This is a genomic window from Clostridium sp. B9, from assembly GCF_050509515.1.
In the GTDB taxonomy this organism is placed as follows: domain Bacteria; phylum Bacillota; class Clostridia; order Clostridiales; family Clostridiaceae; genus Sarcina.
Map to the genome: position 1 here is coordinate 2,823,706 of NZ_JBNWKA010000003.1, position 19,041 is coordinate 2,842,746.

Genomic DNA, 19,041 nt, shown 5'->3' on the forward strand with positions numbered 1-19,041 from the left:
CTAACCTCTAATCATTTGAATTTCTGTTGCTTATAGCTATAAGTCTTACTAATTGTAATATAGCCATAAGTGTTGCTGCCACATATGTTAATGCTGCTGCACTTAGCACTTTTCTTGCTCCTTCTACTTCATTATCATAAAGTATTCCCTTAGATTCTAAAAGCTTTAATGCTCTTGAAGAAGCATTAAACTCTACTGGTAATGTTACTAATTGAAATAAAACTACTGCTGAGAATAATATTATACCAATATTAACTAAACTTGAGTAACTAAATAATATTCCTACAAAGAATATTATCCATGATAAACTTGATGCAAAATTTACAACTGGCACTATTGTATTTCTAAAAACTAAAGCTGCATAAGCTTCCTTATCCTGTATAGCGTGCCCAACTTCATGGGCTGCTACTCCAATAGATGCTACTGAAGTACTTCCATATACATCTGATGATAATCTTAAAACCTTAGCCCTTGGATCATAATGGTCACTTAACCTTCCAGCTACTTGTTGAATTTCAACATCTTGAAGCCCTGCATCATTCAATAGAATCCTTGCAACTTGTGCTCCAGTATATCCATTAACACTTCTTACTGTACTGAATTTATTAAAAGTACTTGATACCTTTAATTGTGCCCATCCTGATATTAATATCGCTGGTATAAGAATTAAATATGTTGGATCAAAATAAAAAGGATAAAACATACCATCACCTTCTATTAATTATTTTAATATTTTCCCTATTTCTACTGAATTACCATTTATAAATTGCTCAACAAATAATTGTTTACTATTTGGGAATTGTAATTTTTCTATTACTAGAATATCTTTTCCTGTTGAAACCTTAATACCTGTTTTATCTACAGCTATTATTGTTCCTGGTTCTTTGTTACTTTCTCCCTTTTCAACTCTAGTTTGATGAACTTTCATTGTTACATCATCATATGAAGTTAGAGCTACTGGCCATGGGTTTAATCCTCTAACTAAGTTATGAATATCTTGAGCTGAAAGAGTCCAATCAATCTTAGCTATTTCCTTATTAAGCATTGAAGCATAACAAGTTTCTTCATGATTTTGTTTTTCTGGAGTTATTTCATTATTAACTATTCCATAAATAGTTTTAATTAGTAAATCTCCTCCTCTTTCCATTAAGATATCATGTAACTCACCACAGGTCATTGTATCTGTAATTTCAACTTCATCTTTTAAAAGCATATCTCCAGTATCAAGACCTACATCCATAAGCATAGTTGTATTTCCTGTTACCTTCTCCCCTTTGATTATACTCCAGTTTAAAGGAGCTGCTCCTCTATATTTAGGAAGTAGTGAAGCATGTAAGTTTATACATCCATACTTAGGTATATCTAATACTTCCTTAGGTAATAATTGACCAAAAGCTACAACTATTATGAAATCTGGCTCCATATTTCTTAATTCTTCTATAGTTTCTGGCTCATTTTTGATTTTTAAAGGTTGGTAAACTGGTATATTATGTTCTAATGCAACCTCTTTAACTGGTGACATACCAAGTTTCTTTCCTCTACCTTTTGGTCTATCTGGTTGAGTGAAAACAGCCTCAACTCCAAATTCTTTTATTAAACTCTTTAATGATGGAACTGCAAAATCTGGTGTTCCCATAAATACTATCTTCATGTCTTCTTCCTCCTAAGTCCTAAATCTCGTGATCAATGAAAAGAACTCCATATAAGTGGTCATTCTCATGTTGAATAGCTCTTGCTAAGAATCCTTCGGCTTCTAACTCAAACTCTTCACCATCAATATTTAAAGCTTTCACTTTTATATTATTGGCCCTCTTAACAGGCTTATGTCTTCCTGGCAAACTTAAACATCCCTCTTCATCTGTTTGTTCTCCAGCCATTTCTGTTATTTCTGGATTTATGAATACTCTTGGACCTTCTCCATCCATAACATCAACAACAAATATTTTCTTTAGTATTCCAACTTGTGGTGCAGCTAATCCTACTCCATTGTTCTCATACATAGTTTCTATCATATCATTTATTAAAGTTTTCATTCTATCATTAATGTCATCAACTACTCTACATTTTTTTCTTAGTATTTCATCATCATTAAATCTTATGTTTCTTATTGCCAAAATAGTTTCCTCCCTTACATCAAACTATTAGGATTTATGTCTAAACCAATCTTAATCTCATTATAAACATCTTTAGATAATTCATAAACCCCTTTTTTAATTTTGTTGCATACCTCCGAATCAAGAGTTCCCTTGATTAATATTTGCCATCTATAAACATTTTTTATTTTACTTATAGAACAAGGACATGCTTCATATATAAATATATTATCATATTCTTCTAATATTTTACGTAAATACTTCTCTAATTTTTTAGCAAAGAGCTTTATTTTTATTTCTCCTTTTCCACTTAAATTTATTAAAAATAAATCATCAAAAGGAGGATAACCCATAACTTTTCTTATTGCAATTTCTCTTTTAAAGAAATCATCATAATCATTATTTTTAGCACAAGTCAAAGCATAATGCTCTGGAGAATAACTTTGAATTACTACTTCACCTTTTTTATCTCCACGACCAGCTCTTCCACTTACTTGAGTTATAAGTTGAAAAGTCTTTTCACTAGACTTATAATCAGGTAAGTTTAATGACATATCCGCTGCCATAACTCCAACTAGAGTTACATCCGGAAAATCTAATCCCTTTGCTATCATTTGAGTACCTATTAAAATATCAGCTTCCTTATTTTTGAAAGAATTATATATCTCTTCATGAGAATTCTTCTTTCTAGTAGTGTCAACATCCATTCTTAAAACTCTTGCTTCTGGGAAGTAATGTTTAACTGCTGCCTCTACTTTTTCTGTACCTACACCAAAATGTTTAACATATGTACTATCACATTTAGGGCAAGTCTTTGGAATTCTTGCAGTATTTCCACAATAATGACAAACTAAGTATCCATTATTATGATAAGTCATAGATATGTCACAATTGTTACATTTAAAAACAAATCCACAACTTCTACAAGAAACAAAGGATGAAAATCCTCTTCTATTTAAAAACAAAATTATTTGTTCTTTTTTCGCTAACCTATCTTTTATCTTATGATACAAATCTCTACTAAACATAGTTTTATTATTTGCCCTCAATTCCTCTCTCATATCTACAAGAGAAACTTCAGGTAATTCTACATTATTAACCCTATTTTTAAGTTCAACTAGCTCATACATTCCTCTTAAAGCCTTATAAAAACTTACAACACTAGGAGTTGCAGACCCTAATACAACTTTGCAATTTTTTAAATAACTTAAGTATTCACATACCTCTATGGAATTATACTTAGGGTTCATATCTGATTTGTAACTACTTTCATGTTCCTCATCAACAATTATCAATCCTAAATCACTAAAAGGTAAAAACAATGCTGATCTAGCTCCAATAACAACTTTCACATTGTCATTTTTAACCCTATACCATTCATCATATCTTTCTCCATCAGAAAGTCTACTATGAAATACTGCTACATCTTTTCCAAATCTCCCCTTGAATCTCTCTATCATCTGAGGAGTTAAAGCTATTTCAGGAACTAAAATTAAAGAACTTTTTTCAAAAAGAAGCATGTAACTTACTAGATTCATATAAACTTCAGTTTTTCCACTACCAGTTACCCCTTTTAATAAAAACATATTTTTATTACTATCTAAAATAGTATCATATGCTTTTACTTGTTCTTCATTTAATTTCTTTGGTGGATAAGGTTTAAACTCTCTTAAGTTTTCTCTTCCAACTCTAACTTCTTCACTTGAAACGCATTCTAATTCAATCAACTTATTTATCATATATGTTGATACACTAAAAATTTTATTCCATTCAGCCTTTGTAAATCCGCCACTCTTTTCTTCTATTAAGGATAAAGCTTTTTCTTGTGGCTCACTTAACCCTTCTTTATATTCCTTAAACACAATTACTTGCTTTGTTTTTTCTTTATTACCACTCATTATCCTAGGTGGTATCATAACTCTAATAGCATCTATATACTTGCATAAATACTTTTCTCTTAAAAATTCAATTAACCTTAATGAATCATCACTTAATAAGGGTTCTTCATCACAAATAGCATATATAGCCTTATATCGTATATTTCTATTCTCAACATCATCTAATATTTTTAAAACAAAACCTTCAATTTTTTTGTTCCCATTTCCAAAAGGAATCAAAACTCTATGTCCAACCTCTATCTTATGGATTAAATCTTCTTTAATCTTATATGTAAAAGGCTTATCAATTGTAACAGCATCACTATTTACAATTACTTCAGCAAATTTCTCCAAAATAATCACCCTTGTTCATATAGAATAAAAAGGCGCAATTAGCGCCCTTTTATAATGTCAAATATGTTTTTTGCAACTTCTCTTTTAGTCATTTTTTCTAGTGATATTTCATCACCAAATCTGCTAAATATAGTAACTTTGTTCTCATCACTAGCAAAACCAGTTTCTGTTCCACTTATATCATTTGCTACAATATAATCTAAAGATTTTCTCTCTAATTTACCTTTTGCATTTTCTGATACATTACTACTTTCCGCTGCAAAACCAACTAGGATTTGATCTTTCTTCATTTCTCCAAGAGTTTGTAGAATATCTCTATCTCTCTCAAAGATTAAGCTTAAATCGTCTCCAGTTTTTTTAATTTTTTCATTGCTATACTCTTTAGCTTTATAATCGGCAACTGCTGCAGATTTTATAACTATGTCAGCATCATGAAACTCTTCCTTTATGGCTTCAAACATATCTTCATTTGTTTTGATATTTATAACTTTAATCCCATGAGGTTTACTTAAAGAAGTTGGTCCTGAAATTAAAACAACTTCAGCTCCTCTATCTCTAGCTTCCTCTGCTATTGAATATCCCATTTTTCCTGAAGATCTATTTGTTAAAATTCTTACTGGATCTATTGGAACTACAGTAGGACCTGCAGTAACAACCACCTTTTTACCTACTAAATCTCTAGTAGAATGTAACCTTCTCACTGTTTCTTCTGCAATAATTTCGGTATCTTGAAGTTTACCTTTTCCCTCATCACCACATGCTAATCTTCCACTAGCAGGCTCTATAAATTCATAGCCTAACTCTTTAAGAAGATTTATATTTCTCTGAACTATAGGATTTTCATACATGTTAGTATTCATGGCTGGACAGAATACCACTGGTGCCTTTGTTGCCATTATAGTAGTGGATAACATGTCATCAGCGATTCCATTTGCAACCTTTCCTATAATGTTTGCTGTAGCTGGAACAATTAACATTAAATCAGCTTTTTTAGCTAATGAAATATGTTGAATTTCCCAAGCCTTTGGTTCAGCAAACATATCTGTTATAACCATGTTTTGACTTAATGATTGAAAAGATAATGGTGTTACAAACTCAGTAGCGGATTTAGTCATTATTACATGTACTTCTACATCTTTTTTTCTTAGCCTACTTATAACATCTAAAGCTTTATAAACAGCTACTCCTCCACTTACTCCTACAACAACACATTTCTTATCTTTCATGTCTCTTACTTCTCCCCAAGTTCAGTATAAGTTACATATCCTCTGTCTATTTCATTTATAGCTATTGTTAATGGTTTGTTTGACTCAACATCAACAAAAGTCTCTGCTCCGTCAATTATTTGTCTAGCTCTCTTTGAGCTTAATAATACTAAAGAATATCTATCTTCTACCCTTTTTAATAATTCAACGATTGATGGATTAATCATAGAGTTGTTCATGCATTTCGTCCTCCTTTGACTCTAATATATTTTCTTTTAATCTGTCTACTCTACATTTTTCAGCTAATAATATAGCTTCTATTTTTTCAACTGCATCTTCAACATTGTCATTAACTACTGCGTAGTTATACTTTGAAACATAGTTTATCTCCTTGTAAGCTGACTTAAATCTAGTCATTAAGCTTTCTGGAGTTTCGCTACCTCTTTTAATTATTCTTTGCTTTAACTCTTCCATTGATGGAGGTAATATAAATATGAATACACCATCAGTAGCTTTTTCTTTAACTTCTAAAGCACCTTGTATATCTATTTCTAATATTACGTTTTTTCCTTCGTTAAGCATTTTTTCAACACTTGATTTAGGAGTTCCATAATAGTTTCCATAAACTTCAGCATGCTCTAAGAAATCATCTTCAGCTATTCTTTGCTTAAACTCTTCTTTTGTTAAAAAATGATAGTTTACTCCATCAACTTCTCCTACTCTAGGGCTTCTAGTTGTAGCTGAAACTGATATGAATATATCATCATTCTTTTCTAATAAAGCTTTACAAATAGTTCCCTTACCTGCACCTGAAGGACCTGAAATAACTATTAATACACCTTTATTATCTTTATGTATTTTATTCATCATCTTCTACAACTACTTCTTCCTTAGTTGATAATCTGTGAGCCACTGTCTCAGGTTGAACAGCTGAAAGAATTACATGATCTGAATCTGTAATTATTACGGCTCTTGTTCTTCTACCATAAGTTGCATCTATAAGCATACCTCTATCTCTAGCTTCTTGTATGATTCTCTTTATAGGTGCTGATTCAGGACTTACTATTGCTACTAATCTATTAGCTGAAACTATGTTTCCAAAACCAATATTAATTAACTTTATACTCATTTGCTACCTCCTCTTATTCTATGTTCTGAACTTGTTCTCTAATCTTTTCAATAATATTTTTTATATCAATAACTTTGTTAGTTATTTCTAAATCTGTAGATTTTGATGCTATAGTGTTAGCTTCTCTATTCATTTCTTGAACTATGAAATCTAACTTTCTACCTATAGGCTCATTTAAAGTTAAAGTCTTTCTTAACTGATTAATATGACTTCCTAATCTTATTATTTCTTCATCAATTGAAGCCTTATCAGCAAACACAGCAACTTCCATAGCTACTCTATTTTCATCAACAGGAACTTCTCCTAATAAATTCTTAAGTCTATCTTCTAATTTTTGCTTGTAAGCACCAACAATCACATCAGCTTTTTTCTCTATACAAGCTACTATCTCTTCAATAACATTACACTTTAATAAAATGTCACCAGCTAATTTCTCGCCTTCAACATTTCTCATAGAAATCATATTTTCTACTGCAGCGTTTAATAATAAGCTAATTTCTTCCCAAATAGATTCTAAATCCTCTGATTTTTCTTCTATTGTTATTACTTCTGGGTATCTAGCTACTAGTGATAAGCTTAAATCATCTTGAATATTAGGAAACAAAGATTTTAACTGTTCTAAAGAATTCACGTAGCTTTTTGCTAATTCTTCATTTAAAACAGCCTCTCCTTGATTCTTAGCATAATCTTTATAATTTATGAAGATATCAACTTTTCCTCTGCTAAGTTTAGAAGAAACTATATTTCTTATCTTTTCTTCTAAAGAAACCATACTTCTAGGCATTCTTATGTTCATGTCTAAATATCTATGATTTACACTTTTCATTTCTAAAGAAAATATTCTATCTTTTCCTTCTTCACTAGTTGCTCTCCCAAAACCTGTCATGCTTCTAACCATAAAGAGAGCCTCCTTGAAAATAATATAGATATACTTTAATATAAATTCCTCTTAATAACAATATTTTGTTAACAAAATATTAACATTTATTCTCTTAACTTTATAATGCAAATTTACATCTTAATTAAATTTCTTCAAACCTTTATCATAACAATACATTACTTATAAATAAAAAAATCTGCAAGTGAATATTTATCCACTTACAGATTTTAATATTATAAGGTTCTATATGGCTTTTATTAATTATCCAACCATTGCTGTTACGAATGGCATACAAAGCTTGAATATGAATACTACTGCTAGTATCATCATTACTACTGATAACTCCTTCTTATCTTTCTTATCTTTAACAAAGATGTTATGAAGAAGATTCAAGAACACATATGCTAAAACTCCAATTGTTAATCCATCACCTATACTATAAGTTAGTGGCATTAAAGCTATTATTAAGAAGGCTGGTACAGCTTCTGTGATATCACTAAAATCTATTTTTAATACACTGCTTAACATTAAGTATCCAACATATATTAAAGCTGGTGCAGTAGCACAAGCTGGCACTGCTACGAATATTGGTGAAAAGAACATTGCTATAAAGAATAAAGCTCCGATTGTGATAGCTGTTAATCCAGTTCTACCACCTTCCTCTACTCCTGTAGCACTCTCTACATAAGCTGTTACTGTAGAAGTTCCTAATAAAGCTCCGATTGTAGTACCTACAGCATCTACCATTAAAGCTTTTCCCGCATTAGGTACTCTACCTTTTTTATCTAACATGTTAGCTCTTGAAGCTACACCTATTAAAGTTCCTACTGTATCAAAGAAATCTACAAATAAGAATGTTAAAACTATTGTTATGAAATTAAATATGTGCTGTGGTGAAGTTAAGTATGAAAAATCAACTTTACCTGCTATAGGCGCTAATGATTCAAACTTAAATATTCCATTTGGTAAATAAATCCCCATACTAGCTGCTGCTTCTGTATTAATCATTGCATAGCCCCAAGCTAAAAGTGTTGAAACTACTATACCAACTAGCATTGATCCTTTAATTTTTTTCTTTTCTAAAATTACTATTATACAAAGACCTATCATTGCTACTATAACTTTAGGACTTATAATTTGTCCCATAGAAACCATTGTGTCTGGATTTGCTATTACAATTCCAGCTCCATTAAATCCTATAAATGCTATAAATAATCCTATACCTGCAGTAACTGCATATTTTAAATTTATTGGAATAGCGTCTACTACTGCTTCTCTAATCTTAAATAGTGATAAAAGTATAAATATAATACCTTCTACAAATACCGCTGTAAGTGCCACTTCCCATGATATTCCCATACCTATAACAACTGAGAATGCAAAGAAAGCATTTAATCCCATTCCTGGTGCTAGTCCAAATGGTAATTTTGCGTAAATCCCCATAAAGATACATGCTATAGCTGCTGATAAACAAGTAGCTGTTACCACTGCCCCTGCGGGCATACCAGCTGCACTTAATATTGATGGGTTTACTGCTATTATGTACGCCATAGCTAAGAAACTTGTTGTTCCCGCTAATATTTCTCTTTTGTACTCACTCTTGTTTTCTGGTAAGATACGTAAATTACTTTCATCATGTAAAACATGAACCTTATTTTCCATAAAAACCTCCACACTCATCTTAAGATCATAAAAATAAAAAAGCTATTTTAAGCCTTAGTAAACTTAAAATAGCTTTTATTTCTCTCGAATAATAACCCTTTAAAGTTTACTAACATTCCCATACAAAACCCAAAACACGAACATTTTTAATATTTATGAGCTTTTTATTTGTCTACGAATGTTATTCTACACTATGCAAGGTTAATATTCAAGTAAAATCGAACATTTTTAATAACTTATTAATAAATTATATGTGTTTAGTATCTTTCTTTTTCAAAACTATGTTTTATATATCTATGGTCTTTATTGAATCCAAGCAGTGTTAAAAGCTTTATTCTAGCTTTTTGACTTGGCATACTTTCTCCGAATATTACGCCAAGTTCTTTAAGGTTTCTTCCACCTCCAAGGTATCCATAGCTATCTCCTACTCTTCCCTCAAAACATCTTGAAGTTAATACAACTACTATCCCCTTTTCTATAGCAAGCTTTATTCCCTCTACCATAGTTGGTGGAACATTCCCTCTTCCTAACGCTTCTAATACTATCCCATCATATCCTTTTTCTATACAGTGATATATAAAATCGCCATCAATTCCAGCTGCACATTTTATTATTGCAACTTTCTTATCAATAACCTCTAAAGGTATAAAATCCTCTTGTGGAACTCTTCTATCAAATATTACTCTATTGTTATCTACTATTCCTATAGGTCCAAAGTTTGGTGTTCTAAATGCATTTAAAGCCATAGAATTTGCTTTAGTAACTTCTGATGCACTATTTAGTTCTCCATTAAAACAAACTAATACACCTCTATTTCTAGCTTCATCTGATGCCGCAGTACATATTGCTGCTGCTAAATTAGCTGGCCCATCATATCCTAATTCTGAACCACTTCTCATGGCTCCAGTGAAAACTATAGGTTTGCTTGTCTTAGTAGTTAAATTTACAAAGTAAGATGTCTCTTCTAAAGTATCTGTACCATGAGTTACAACTACTCCGTCTATATCGTCTCTATCTATTAATGCATTTATAAACTTTGATAACTCTAGCATTATTTCTGGAGTAATATGCGGACTTGGTAAAGATGAGAAACTATGTGACTCTATAGTAGCAAAACTTTCTATTCCTGTTACCATAGCCATTATTTCTTCACCCGTTAAACTTGGAACTGCCGCCTTTATTCTATCATCAACCTTCATTGATATTGTTCCACCATTAAAAATTACAGCTATCTTCTTCATAGGTACCTCCGAATCTATTTTATTTCTTATTTAACATCATTCGTCCTATTGCCTATTATACTTAATTTACTTATTTTCTTCAATGATTGGATATTTATCATTACTAAAATATATACAGCTAACTTTTAACTCTTTAAGCCCCAAATCACTATTCAATAACTACACTCAATTTATTCCTAAAGTTAAATATATATTTTATTCCAAAATTTACAAAAAGAAAATCTTTAATTATTATCACTATAATTAAAGATTTTCAAGCAAACTATTATTCATTAAGAGGTATTACACAAGCATTATATCCTAAATTTTTAACTTCTTTCATTAATTTTTCTGCTTCCTCATATCCTTCAAACTCTCCTATACAAACTCTCCATATAAGCTTATCTTCATTAACTTTGCCAACCTCTTTTAAACACGCCCTACATATAGCTCCTGAAATTTCATCTATCCTATTATTAAATATTTGATTATCAGAACTACTATCTATAAACCCAAGTTCTATAAGAACCCCATTAGCATTTATCTTTTTTAACAAAGATAATTCAGCTTGATTTGTTCCTCTATAATCAAATATATTTTCAAGTTCAAACTTTAATGATTCACAAAATCTTCTTACCGTAGGAGTTCCTTTATAATAAAATATCTCTACTCCCTTATTACTCTCAGGAGAAAAACTATTTCTATGGAATGATATAAAATAATCAAACTCTGTACTATTCCCTATTGCTATTCTTTCTTTAAGACTAAGTTCTGAATCATCAACCCTAGTAAAAAACACATCTTCACCATAATTTTTTAAGATTTGACCAACTTTTAAGGCTATTTTTAAGTTGTCATCTTTTTCAACATTATCATCATAAGCTACCCCTAGATTAGTTCCACCATGACCTGGATCAAGTAACCACCTAGACATAAAATCACCTCGTTTTTAATCATTCTCTATAATTAACTTATGTTTTATTGAGAATAAAATTAACTTACAAAAAAAATATTTATAAAAAATAAACAAGCATAGAAGTAATTTCTATGCTTGTTTAAATTATTTATATTTAGAATATAATACAGATTAAGTTCCCCTCACCCTCATTTATAATTCTTTGAAGAGTTTTCTGTATCTTAGTTTGAATATCATCTGGCATCTTATAAAGCTTACTTCTTAATCCTTCTTGAACTAAAGTTTCTAAAGACTTACCAAACATATTACTTTGCCATAATTTTTCTGGATCACTTTCAAATTGCTCAAGTAATGTTTTAAATACTTCTTGAGTCTCTTTTTCTGTCCCCATAATTGGACAAATCTCTGTTTGTATATCCGCCTTGATTAAATGTAAGCTTGGAGCACTAGCTTTAAGCTTAACGACATACTTAGAACCTTGCTTATCAATATCTGGCTTTTCGAACTTCATTTCTGATAATTGAGGAGCAACAAGTCCATAACCCGTCTCTTTAACATCATTTATAGCATCCGCAACTTTATCATATTCAACCTTAGCTTTATGAAGGTCTTTTATTAAAGAAATTAAATCACTTTCGTTATTTAATTCCTCATTGCACATTTCACTAATTATCTTATAGAATATTCCGTTCTTAGGAGACATTTTAACCCTAACAGTACCATCTCCTAGATTCATCTCATTTATATCAGCCATTCCTAAGAAATCTTCTTCCCCATAAGTACTAAGTAGATCCTTAACGTCTCTAATTTTTGATATGTTTTTACACATGTCCTTAACTATGTTTATGAAATTAGCCTTTAACCAGTGAGATGGTTCTAACTTTTCTATCCATTCAGGCATGTCTATATTAATTTCCTTAATAGGAAACTCTTTAAGTACTCTTGTAAATAAACCGTTTATGTCACTTTCATTCATATTTGCAACATCCATTATCTGAACAGGAACTCCATATCTTATTTCTAGTTCTTGCTTTAGATCTTGAGTTTCCTCACTTCTTGGTTCTAATGAATTAAGTACAATTATGAATGGCTTATCTATTGATTTTAATTCAGCTATAACTCTTTCTTCAGCCTCTAAGTAATCATCTCTATCTATCCCTGTAATACTACCATCTGTAGTAATTACTAAACCTATAGTTGAATGATCTGTTATTACTTTTCTAGTACCTATTTCAGCGGCATCCTCAAAAGGAATCTCATAGTCAAACCAAGGTGTATGAACTTTTTTAGATTCTCCTTCATCAAAGTACCCATAAGCACCTTTTACAATATAACCTACACAATCAACCATTCTTACATTAAATTTAATTCCATCATCAAGTGAAATTTCAACTGCTTCATTTGGAACGAATTTTGGTTCAGTAGTGTGAATAGTTTTTCCTGAACCACTTTGAGGAAGTTCGTCCTTAGCCCTTTCTTTTTTGTAGCTATTCTCAATTTTAGGTATAACCATAAGGTCCATAAATCTTTTTATAAATGTAGATTTTCCAGTTCTAACTGGTCCTACAACTCCAACATAAATGTCTCCTTGAGTTCTCTCTGCTATATCTTTGTATATATTGAAATCTTCCAAGATACAACCTCCTATAAATATTATTAACACTATATATATATTAGAAATCTGAAAAAAGTATACTGTTTAGAAAAATATATTTTAACTTTAATTCCCATTAATATTTTTCTATATTTTCTTTTTATACAAGATTTTATTATTCTAATATTATGTATTAATATTATTTATTCGAAAGCAGCAATTTAAATGCTATTTATTTTTAATACTTATATATTTATTTTATTTATTATAAATACTTATCTAAAATCCAACCTTTAATTATGTAACTAAATAATAATATAAAAAAGAAGAGATAGATTAAACTCTATCTCTTCTAAGCGTACTTACTTATATTTCTTCTTTTTTCTTATCTCTATCCATAAGGAAAACAACAGCTTCTTCTGCATTTACTCCTTCGAATAAAACTTTATAAGCTATATCAGTTATAGGCATTCTTACGCCTTCTTTTTCTTTTAATTCATAGAAAGCTTTGCAGGCTTTTATACCTTCAACAACCATACCTACTTCTTTTGTAGCTTCCTCAGCAGTTTTTCCTTGTCCAATAAGTATTCCAGCTCTTCTATTTCTTGAGTGCATACTTGTACAAGTAACTATTAAGTCTCCCATACCTGTAAGGCCAAAGAAAGTTTCAGCTCTTCCACCCATCTTAATTCCTATTCTAGCTATCTCAGCCATACCTCTAGTCATTAAGGCAGCTTTTGAGTTATCACCATACCCTATTCCATCACAAACACCAGCAGCTAAAGCTATGATGTTTTTAACAGCGCCTCCAACTTCTACACCAACGATATCATCATTTGTATATATTCTGAAGTTTTTATCCATAAATAAGTCTTGAACTTTCTCTGCACATTTCATACACTCTGAACTTGCAACTAAAGTTGTAGGTATTCCTTTTGAAACTTCTTCAGCATGACTTGGTCCTGATAAAACTACTACTCTGTTATTTGGTAATTCTTGATTTATAACCTGAGATAATCTTAGGTTAGTCCCTTCCTCTATTCCTTTTGCAATATTAATTAAAATTACATCATCGCTGATTTTTCCTTTTAATGTTTTACAAACAGTTCTTATAACGTGAGAAGGAACTGCAAGAACTACATATTCTGCCCCACTTAAAGCTTCATCTAAGTCTTTATAAGCAGTGACATTTTTAGGAATAACTAGATCTTTAATATATCTATCATTTTTTCTATTTACGTTAATATCATGTATTACATTTTCATCTCTATCCCAAAGAGATACCGTAACTCCTTTATTCCCCAATAATATTCCTAAAGAAGTTCCAAAACTACCTGCTCCTATAAAAGTCACTTTACTCATAAAATTACTCCTTTCTAGCTCTATATTCTATTTCTATTCCTGTACCATCAAAATCAAAACTTTCTCTTAATTGATTTTCTAAATATCTACCATATGAGAAATGTAATAAGTTAGGATCATTTACAAAGAATACAAATTTAGGCGGTTTTGTAGCAACCTGTGTTGCATAGTATATTTTTAATCTTTTTAATGCAACTATAGGTGGCTCTTTCATTAGAACCGCTCTACTTATAACATCATTTAATAATCCTGTTGATACTCTCTTTGAGTAGTTATCATAACAGTACTTAGCTGTTGATAATATTTTATGTACTCTTTGTCCTGTTAATGCTGATATGAATAAGTATTTAGCATATGGCATAAATTTAAGTTTTTGTTGTAAATCTTTTTGGTAATTAAGTAAAGTTTTATCATCTTTCTCAATTAAATCCCATTTATTCACAATAACCATAATAGCTTTGTTCATTTCATGAGCGTATCCTATTATTTTCTCATCTTGCTCAGTTATTCCTTGCTCAGCATCTATTACAAGTATAGCTACATCAGCCTTTTCTACAGCGGCGTAAGTTCTGATTACACTATATCTTTCTATTTCTTCTTTAACCTTGCTTTTTCTTCTTAAACCGGCAGTATCAACAAGTATGAACTTGCCCTCTTCTGTTTCTAAATAACTATCTATTGAGTCTCTAGTTGTTCCTGGAACATTACTTACGATAACTCTCTCTTCACCTAATAATCTATTTATAAGTGATGATTTACCAACATTAGGTTTTCCAATCATAGCTATTCTTATATACTCATCATCTTCTTCTTCTTCTGAAGGATCATTAAAGTACTTAACTACTTCATCTAGCATATCTCCTAATCCAAGACCTTGAGATGCTGATATAGTTACAGGATCTCCAATTCCTAGATTATAGAACTCATAACTATTTTCTTCTAAAGCTAATCTATCTATTTTATTAACAACTAAAACAACTGGCTTCTTGCTTTTTCTAAGCATTTGTGCAACTTCTTGGTCAGCAGCTGTCATTCCTTCTTTACCATCAACAACAAATACTATTACATCTGCCATCTCTATAGCTATTTGCGCTTGTCTTCTCATTTGTTTAACAATGATATCACTACTTGCTGGCTCAATTCCACCTGTATCTATCATTGTGAATTTTCTATTTAACCATTCTGATTCTGCATACACTCTGTCTCTTGTAACACCTGGTGTATCTTGTACTATTGAAATTCTTTTTCCTGCTAATTTATTGAAAAGAGTCGATTTACCTACGTTCGGTCTTCCAACCATAGCAACTATTGGTTTACTCATTCTTATTCCTCCTCACAGTGTTCATTTATTAAGTCTATTAGGTCTTCCCCTGTATAGTTACAAACTATAACCTTAACTCCTAATTGTTCTTCAATATCCTTTGCTGTCAAATCATCTAACATTATTCTGACACTTGTGTCTCCTGGCTCATAGCCTTTTCTAAACATGTTATCTGCCATAATTAAATAATCGCTATCAATTGTATCTTTAAGCTGATTAATAACATCTTGGCCTGTTAAAAGTCCAGCTACTGTTATTGTATGACCAAAAAAGTCATTTAATATAGCTTGACATTTTATATCTATACTATTATTTGCTTCTCTTATATCTGTACACACCTTATCTAATTCTTTAAAAGCTGATGTTCCAGTTATAAGAGTAAACTTACCTTTTCCCTTTTTAGTTAACTTTTCTTTTATATCATATTCCATAGTGTCTCTTAGAAGTCTTATCATTCCAACCCCATCTTCTAATTGCTCATATCCACCATAAAACTCATCATTTGGAACTTCCTCTTCAGCCATAACATAAAATTCATCTGATAGTCTAATAAATGGACTTCCAGTTTCTTTTATGAATTGCTCTTGAAGAACTCTTACTCTATCAATTTCTTCTTTAGCTGTTTCCTTGTTATATATTTCTAGTTCAGCTAATCCTTCTCTGAACTTAGTGATTCCTATTGGAACTGCAGCTACATTCTCTACTGAAGGACGTAATTTATAAAGATCCTTAATAGTTCTCTCTAATTCATCCCCATTATTTATCCCAGGCATAACAACTATTTGAGCATTTACTGTTATTCCTGCTTCAGCTAACCTTTGTAATCTTTCATATACATTTCCTGCAAATCTATTATTAAGAATCTTCTTTCTTAAATCTGGATTTGTTGTATGAACAGATACATTTATTGGGCTTATTCTATACTTTATGATTCTGTCTATATCTTCATCTTTCATATTTGTTAAAGTAACAAAGTTACCTTGTAAGAATGAAAGTCTTGAGTCATCATCTTTAAAGTATAGAGTTTTTCTCATTCCTTTTGGTAATTGATCAATGAAGCAAAATATGCATTTGTTGGTACAACTTTTTGCCTTATCTAGGATAGCTTCTTCAAACTCTACTCCTAAATCTTCACCATAATCTTTTTCTATTTCAAACTCCCAAATTTCTTTATTTGGTTTTAATATTTCCACTTCAATATATTCGTCTGCTAATAAAAATCTATAATCAAGTATGTCTTCAACTTTAGTACCGTTTATGCTTAATAGTATATCTCCCTTTTCAAAGCCTAGTTCCTCACCAATTCCACCTGGTAAGACTTCAGCAATTCTACTCTTCATATGCTTCACTCCTATTTTAGTACTATCTATGTTATATTACCTTAATTAAATAACGTAGTCAACTTAATTAGAATTATGTTGCTATAATAAGATTTTGTATATTTTTTAACTAATTACTTTAGGAATCTTTTTAATTATTGACTTTTTATCATTTATCTAAACAACAACAATACCTTAACGTCAAAAAGTAATCCTCCAAATATATTTAGAAGATTACTTTTTTTCTTTTAATCTTAATTATAAGTATATTCTACTATAATAATTAAAAACTATCTACTAATTTAGACTTCAAGATAAATACTTTTATTTTAAAGTGTTAACACCATAAAATAAATTTATTTTAATCTATACATTTAGTTTCTACTAAAAATTTATAGGTATAGTTATTACAAACTTAGTTCCAACTTCTAATTCACTAGTTACAATTATATCCCCTTCGAAAAGCTTAACTATATGTTTAACTATAGCAAGTCCTAAACCAGTGCCTCCGCTTTCTCTACTTCTAGCTTTATCTACTCTATAAAATCTTTCAAATATTCTTGGTAAATCCTCTTCACTTATTCCAATCCCATTATCCTGAACTTCCATAACTAAATTCATATCTTTAGTGTAACTCTTAACTTTTACCTTGCCACCTTTTTCTGTATACTTAACAGCATTACTAATTATATTTAAAAGCATTTGTTTGAATTTATCTTTATCACCTAATAATGTGCAACCGCTATTAGTCTCTAGGAATATTTCTACCCCTTTTTTCTTTGCTTGTTCAGTTAAAAGCATATTAACTTTTTCTATTTCTCTATCAACATTAAATTCTTTTAGCTCTGTAGTTCTTTTTTGTTCTATTTCATAAAGTGATAAAATATCCTCTAAAAGCCTTGCAAGTCTATCTGATTCTTCATCAATTATACTTAAAAATTTATTCCTAGTTTCTTCATCATCAACATATCTCAATGTTTCCGCAAAGCCTTTTATTGATGTAAGTGGAGTTTTAAGTTCATGAGAAATATTAGCAACAAACTGACTTCTCATATTTTCTAATTTTCTTATATCAGTTATATCTTGAATAACCACAACTGTTCCTATTATTTCTGGTTCATTTATTATACTTGCAGTTCTTATCTTTAAAATCTTAGGGTCATTATTATAATTAACTTCTATTTCAACCTTATCAGTTGAATTAAAGAATGCTTTTAATATTTTTTTATCAGTTATATAATCTAAAAGCTTGTCCCCAACAATCTCTCCACTTATTCCAAATATTTTTTTAGCATAAGGGTTTATCATTAAAATATTCATATCTCTATCAAAAGCAATTACTCCACTATCCATACTCTTTAATATCGCTTCAAGACCATTTTGCTTATCTTTAAATTGTTCTATAGTTATTTCTAATTGTTCAGCCATATGATTAAAACTTTTTCCTAAGCTTTCAATTTCATCATCCTTAGAGTTTATTACTACTCTCTTGTGAAAATCTCCATTAGCTATTGTAGCTGTTAATTCTTCTAGCTCTTTTAATGGATTTAAAATTATATTAGTTATTTTCACAGTTAAAACTAATGCTATAACTAATGCTACTATAATCCCCACAGCTAAATACTTAGTATTAGATCCATCCAATAGCTTAGTATTTTCAACAGCGATAGACGTTCTTATTATTGAACCATCTTTAAGCTTCAATGCACTATATATCATATTTTTGTGCAAATCATCACTATATCTAACACTACTTCCTGATCCATTTGATAAAGCTTCTTTAATTTCTTGTCTTTGAAGATAACTTTCTTCTTCTTGCTTTAGTTTTTTATGAGTGTCAAATATTATATTACCTTCTTTATCTATATAAGTTATTCTTATATTTTTCATATCACTACTTAATTCTATTTTTTGCAATTCACTTTTTATATTCCCTCTATCATTTTCTAATAAAACAGCAATAACCTTATTATATTCATTTAAAACACTTTTAGTTTCTTCTAAATATTTATGATTTGATATTACTAAATATAAAGCCGTCATTATAGATAAGAAAAAGGTTATTATCAATGTTGTAAATATAATAATTCTTTTCTTCATTTGATTTCC

The 19,041-nt window shown here is 30.2% G+C and carries 17 protein-coding genes; all 17 read right to left on the reverse strand.

Translation table 11 applies throughout. From position 1 onward, the window contains the following. Positions 1-7: 7 nt before the first annotated feature. The 17 genes from ACQZHJ_RS12415 to pnpS all read right to left on the reverse strand — a co-directional run bounded on the left by ACQZHJ_RS12415 (position 8) and on the right by pnpS (position 19,032). Positions 8-703: a zinc metallopeptidase gene (locus ACQZHJ_RS12415; RefSeq protein WP_430485866.1), complete on the reverse strand. Its 696-nt coding sequence runs from the start codon at positions 701-703 to the stop codon at positions 8-10. Positions 704-721: 18 nt separating this feature from the next. After that, complete coding sequence (gene fmt, locus ACQZHJ_RS12420) at positions 722-1,651, reverse strand: methionyl-tRNA formyltransferase (protein WP_430485867.1); 930 nt, start codon at positions 1,649-1,651, stop codon at positions 722-724. 19 nt (positions 1,652-1,670) lie between these two features. After that, positions 1,671-2,114, reverse strand: coding sequence for a peptide deformylase (gene def / locus ACQZHJ_RS12425; RefSeq protein ID WP_430485868.1), 444 nt, complete (start codon positions 2,112-2,114; stop codon positions 1,671-1,673). 14 nt (positions 2,115-2,128) lie between these two features. Next, positions 2,129-4,324 (reverse strand): primosomal protein N', encoded by a 2,196-nt coding sequence (gene priA / locus ACQZHJ_RS12430; RefSeq protein ID WP_430485869.1) that lies wholly within the window; start codon positions 4,322-4,324, stop codon positions 2,129-2,131. 38 nt (positions 4,325-4,362) lie between these two features. After that, the gene (gene coaBC, locus ACQZHJ_RS12435; RefSeq protein WP_430485870.1) at positions 4,363-5,550 is read right to left on the reverse strand and encodes a bifunctional phosphopantothenoylcysteine decarboxylase/phosphopantothenate--cysteine ligase CoaBC; all 1,188 of its coding nucleotides are present in this window, start codon (positions 5,548-5,550) and stop codon (positions 4,363-4,365) included. Between the two features lie 5 nt (positions 5,551-5,555). Next, positions 5,556-5,768, reverse strand: a complete 213-nt coding sequence (gene rpoZ / locus ACQZHJ_RS12440; protein ID WP_430485871.1) for a DNA-directed RNA polymerase subunit omega — start codon at positions 5,766-5,768, stop codon at positions 5,556-5,558. Then, complete coding sequence (gene gmk, locus ACQZHJ_RS12445; protein WP_430485872.1) at positions 5,749-6,399, reverse strand: guanylate kinase; 651 nt, start codon at positions 6,397-6,399, stop codon at positions 5,749-5,751. The genes rpoZ and gmk overlap by 20 nt, the downstream gene beginning before the upstream one ends. Next, positions 6,389-6,658, reverse strand: coding sequence for an extracellular matrix/biofilm regulator RemA (gene remA / locus ACQZHJ_RS12450; RefSeq protein WP_003458433.1), 270 nt, complete (start codon positions 6,656-6,658; stop codon positions 6,389-6,391). The genes gmk and remA overlap by 11 nt, the downstream gene beginning before the upstream one ends. Positions 6,659-6,671: 13 nt before the next feature. Then, complete coding sequence (locus tag ACQZHJ_RS12455; RefSeq protein WP_430485873.1) at positions 6,672-7,556, reverse strand: YicC/YloC family endoribonuclease; 885 nt, start codon at positions 7,554-7,556, stop codon at positions 6,672-6,674. Positions 7,557-7,799: 243 nt separating this feature from the next. Further along, positions 7,800-9,200 (reverse strand): NCS2 family permease, encoded by a 1,401-nt coding sequence (locus tag ACQZHJ_RS12460; RefSeq protein ID WP_430485874.1) that lies wholly within the window; start codon positions 9,198-9,200, stop codon positions 7,800-7,802. A 257-nt stretch (positions 9,201-9,457) separates the two neighbouring features. Beyond that, positions 9,458-10,441, reverse strand: coding sequence for an asparaginase (locus tag ACQZHJ_RS12465; protein WP_430485876.1), 984 nt, complete (start codon positions 10,439-10,441; stop codon positions 9,458-9,460). A gap of 265 nt (positions 10,442-10,706) precedes the next feature. Beyond that, entirely contained in the window at positions 10,707-11,354 is a 648-nt protein-coding gene (locus ACQZHJ_RS12470) for an N-acetylmuramoyl-L-alanine amidase (protein ID WP_430485877.1), read from the reverse strand. Between the two features lie 136 nt (positions 11,355-11,490). After that, positions 11,491-12,969: a stage IV sporulation protein A gene (spoIVA, locus tag ACQZHJ_RS12475; protein ID WP_430485878.1), complete on the reverse strand. Its 1,479-nt coding sequence runs from the start codon at positions 12,967-12,969 to the stop codon at positions 11,491-11,493. 327 nt (positions 12,970-13,296) lie between these two features. Further along, a complete protein-coding gene (locus ACQZHJ_RS12480; RefSeq protein ID WP_430485879.1) occupies positions 13,297-14,292 on the reverse strand; it encodes an NAD(P)H-dependent glycerol-3-phosphate dehydrogenase in 996 nt (331 codons plus the stop codon). A gap of 4 nt (positions 14,293-14,296) precedes the next feature. Beyond that, positions 14,297-15,613 carry a ribosome biogenesis GTPase Der gene (gene der, locus ACQZHJ_RS12485; RefSeq protein WP_430485880.1) on the reverse strand — a complete coding sequence of 439 codons (1,317 nt, stop codon included), beginning with the start codon at positions 15,611-15,613 and terminating at the stop codon, positions 14,297-14,299. Between the two features lie 2 nt (positions 15,614-15,615). Continuing rightward, entirely contained in the window at positions 15,616-16,953 is a 1,338-nt protein-coding gene (locus ACQZHJ_RS12490; RefSeq protein WP_430485881.1) for a DUF512 domain-containing protein, read from the reverse strand. 363 nt (positions 16,954-17,316) lie between these two features. Further along, positions 17,317-19,032: a two-component system histidine kinase PnpS gene (pnpS, locus tag ACQZHJ_RS12495; RefSeq protein ID WP_430485882.1), complete on the reverse strand. Its 1,716-nt coding sequence runs from the start codon at positions 19,030-19,032 to the stop codon at positions 17,317-17,319. Positions 19,033-19,041 lie beyond the last annotated feature (9 nt).

Coding starts and splice junctions, on each gene's coding strand:
- fmt (WP_430485867.1), bottom strand. CDS start 1,651: ATGAAGATAGTATTTATGGGAACACCAGATTTTGCAGTTCCATCATTA.
- der (WP_430485880.1), bottom strand. CDS start 15,613: ATGAGTAAACCAATAGTTGCTATGGTTGGAAGACCGAACGTAGGTAAA.
- rpoZ (WP_430485871.1), bottom strand. CDS start 5,768: ATGAACAACTCTATGATTAATCCATCAATCGTTGAATTATTAAAAAGG.
- ACQZHJ_RS12455 (WP_430485873.1), bottom strand. CDS start 7,556: ATGGTTAGAAGCATGACAGGTTTTGGGAGAGCAACTAGTGAAGAAGGA.
- ACQZHJ_RS12470 (WP_430485877.1), bottom strand. CDS start 11,354: ATGTCTAGGTGGTTACTTGATCCAGGTCATGGTGGAACTAATCTAGGG.
- coaBC (WP_430485870.1), bottom strand. CDS start 5,550: ATGAAAGATAAGAAATGTGTTGTTGTAGGAGTAAGTGGAGGAGTAGCT.
- remA (WP_003458433.1), bottom strand. CDS start 6,658: ATGAGTATAAAGTTAATTAATATTGGTTTTGGAAACATAGTTTCAGCT.
- ACQZHJ_RS12465 (WP_430485876.1), bottom strand. CDS start 10,441: ATGAAGAAGATAGCTGTAATTTTTAATGGTGGAACAATATCAATGAAG.
- ACQZHJ_RS12480 (WP_430485879.1), bottom strand. CDS start 14,292: ATGAGTAAAGTGACTTTTATAGGAGCAGGTAGTTTTGGAACTTCTTTA.
- ACQZHJ_RS12460 (WP_430485874.1), bottom strand. CDS start 9,200: ATGGAAAATAAGGTTCATGTTTTACATGATGAAAGTAATTTACGTATC.
- ACQZHJ_RS12490 (WP_430485881.1), bottom strand. CDS start 16,953: ATGAAGAGTAGAATTGCTGAAGTCTTACCAGGTGGAATTGGTGAGGAA.
- gmk (WP_430485872.1), bottom strand. CDS start 6,399: ATGATGAATAAAATACATAAAGATAATAAAGGTGTATTAATAGTTATT.
- ACQZHJ_RS12415 (WP_430485866.1), bottom strand. CDS start 703: ATGTTTTATCCTTTTTATTTTGATCCAACATATTTAATTCTTATACCA.
- pnpS (WP_430485882.1), bottom strand. CDS start 19,032: ATGAAGAAAAGAATTATTATATTTACAACATTGATAATAACCTTTTTC.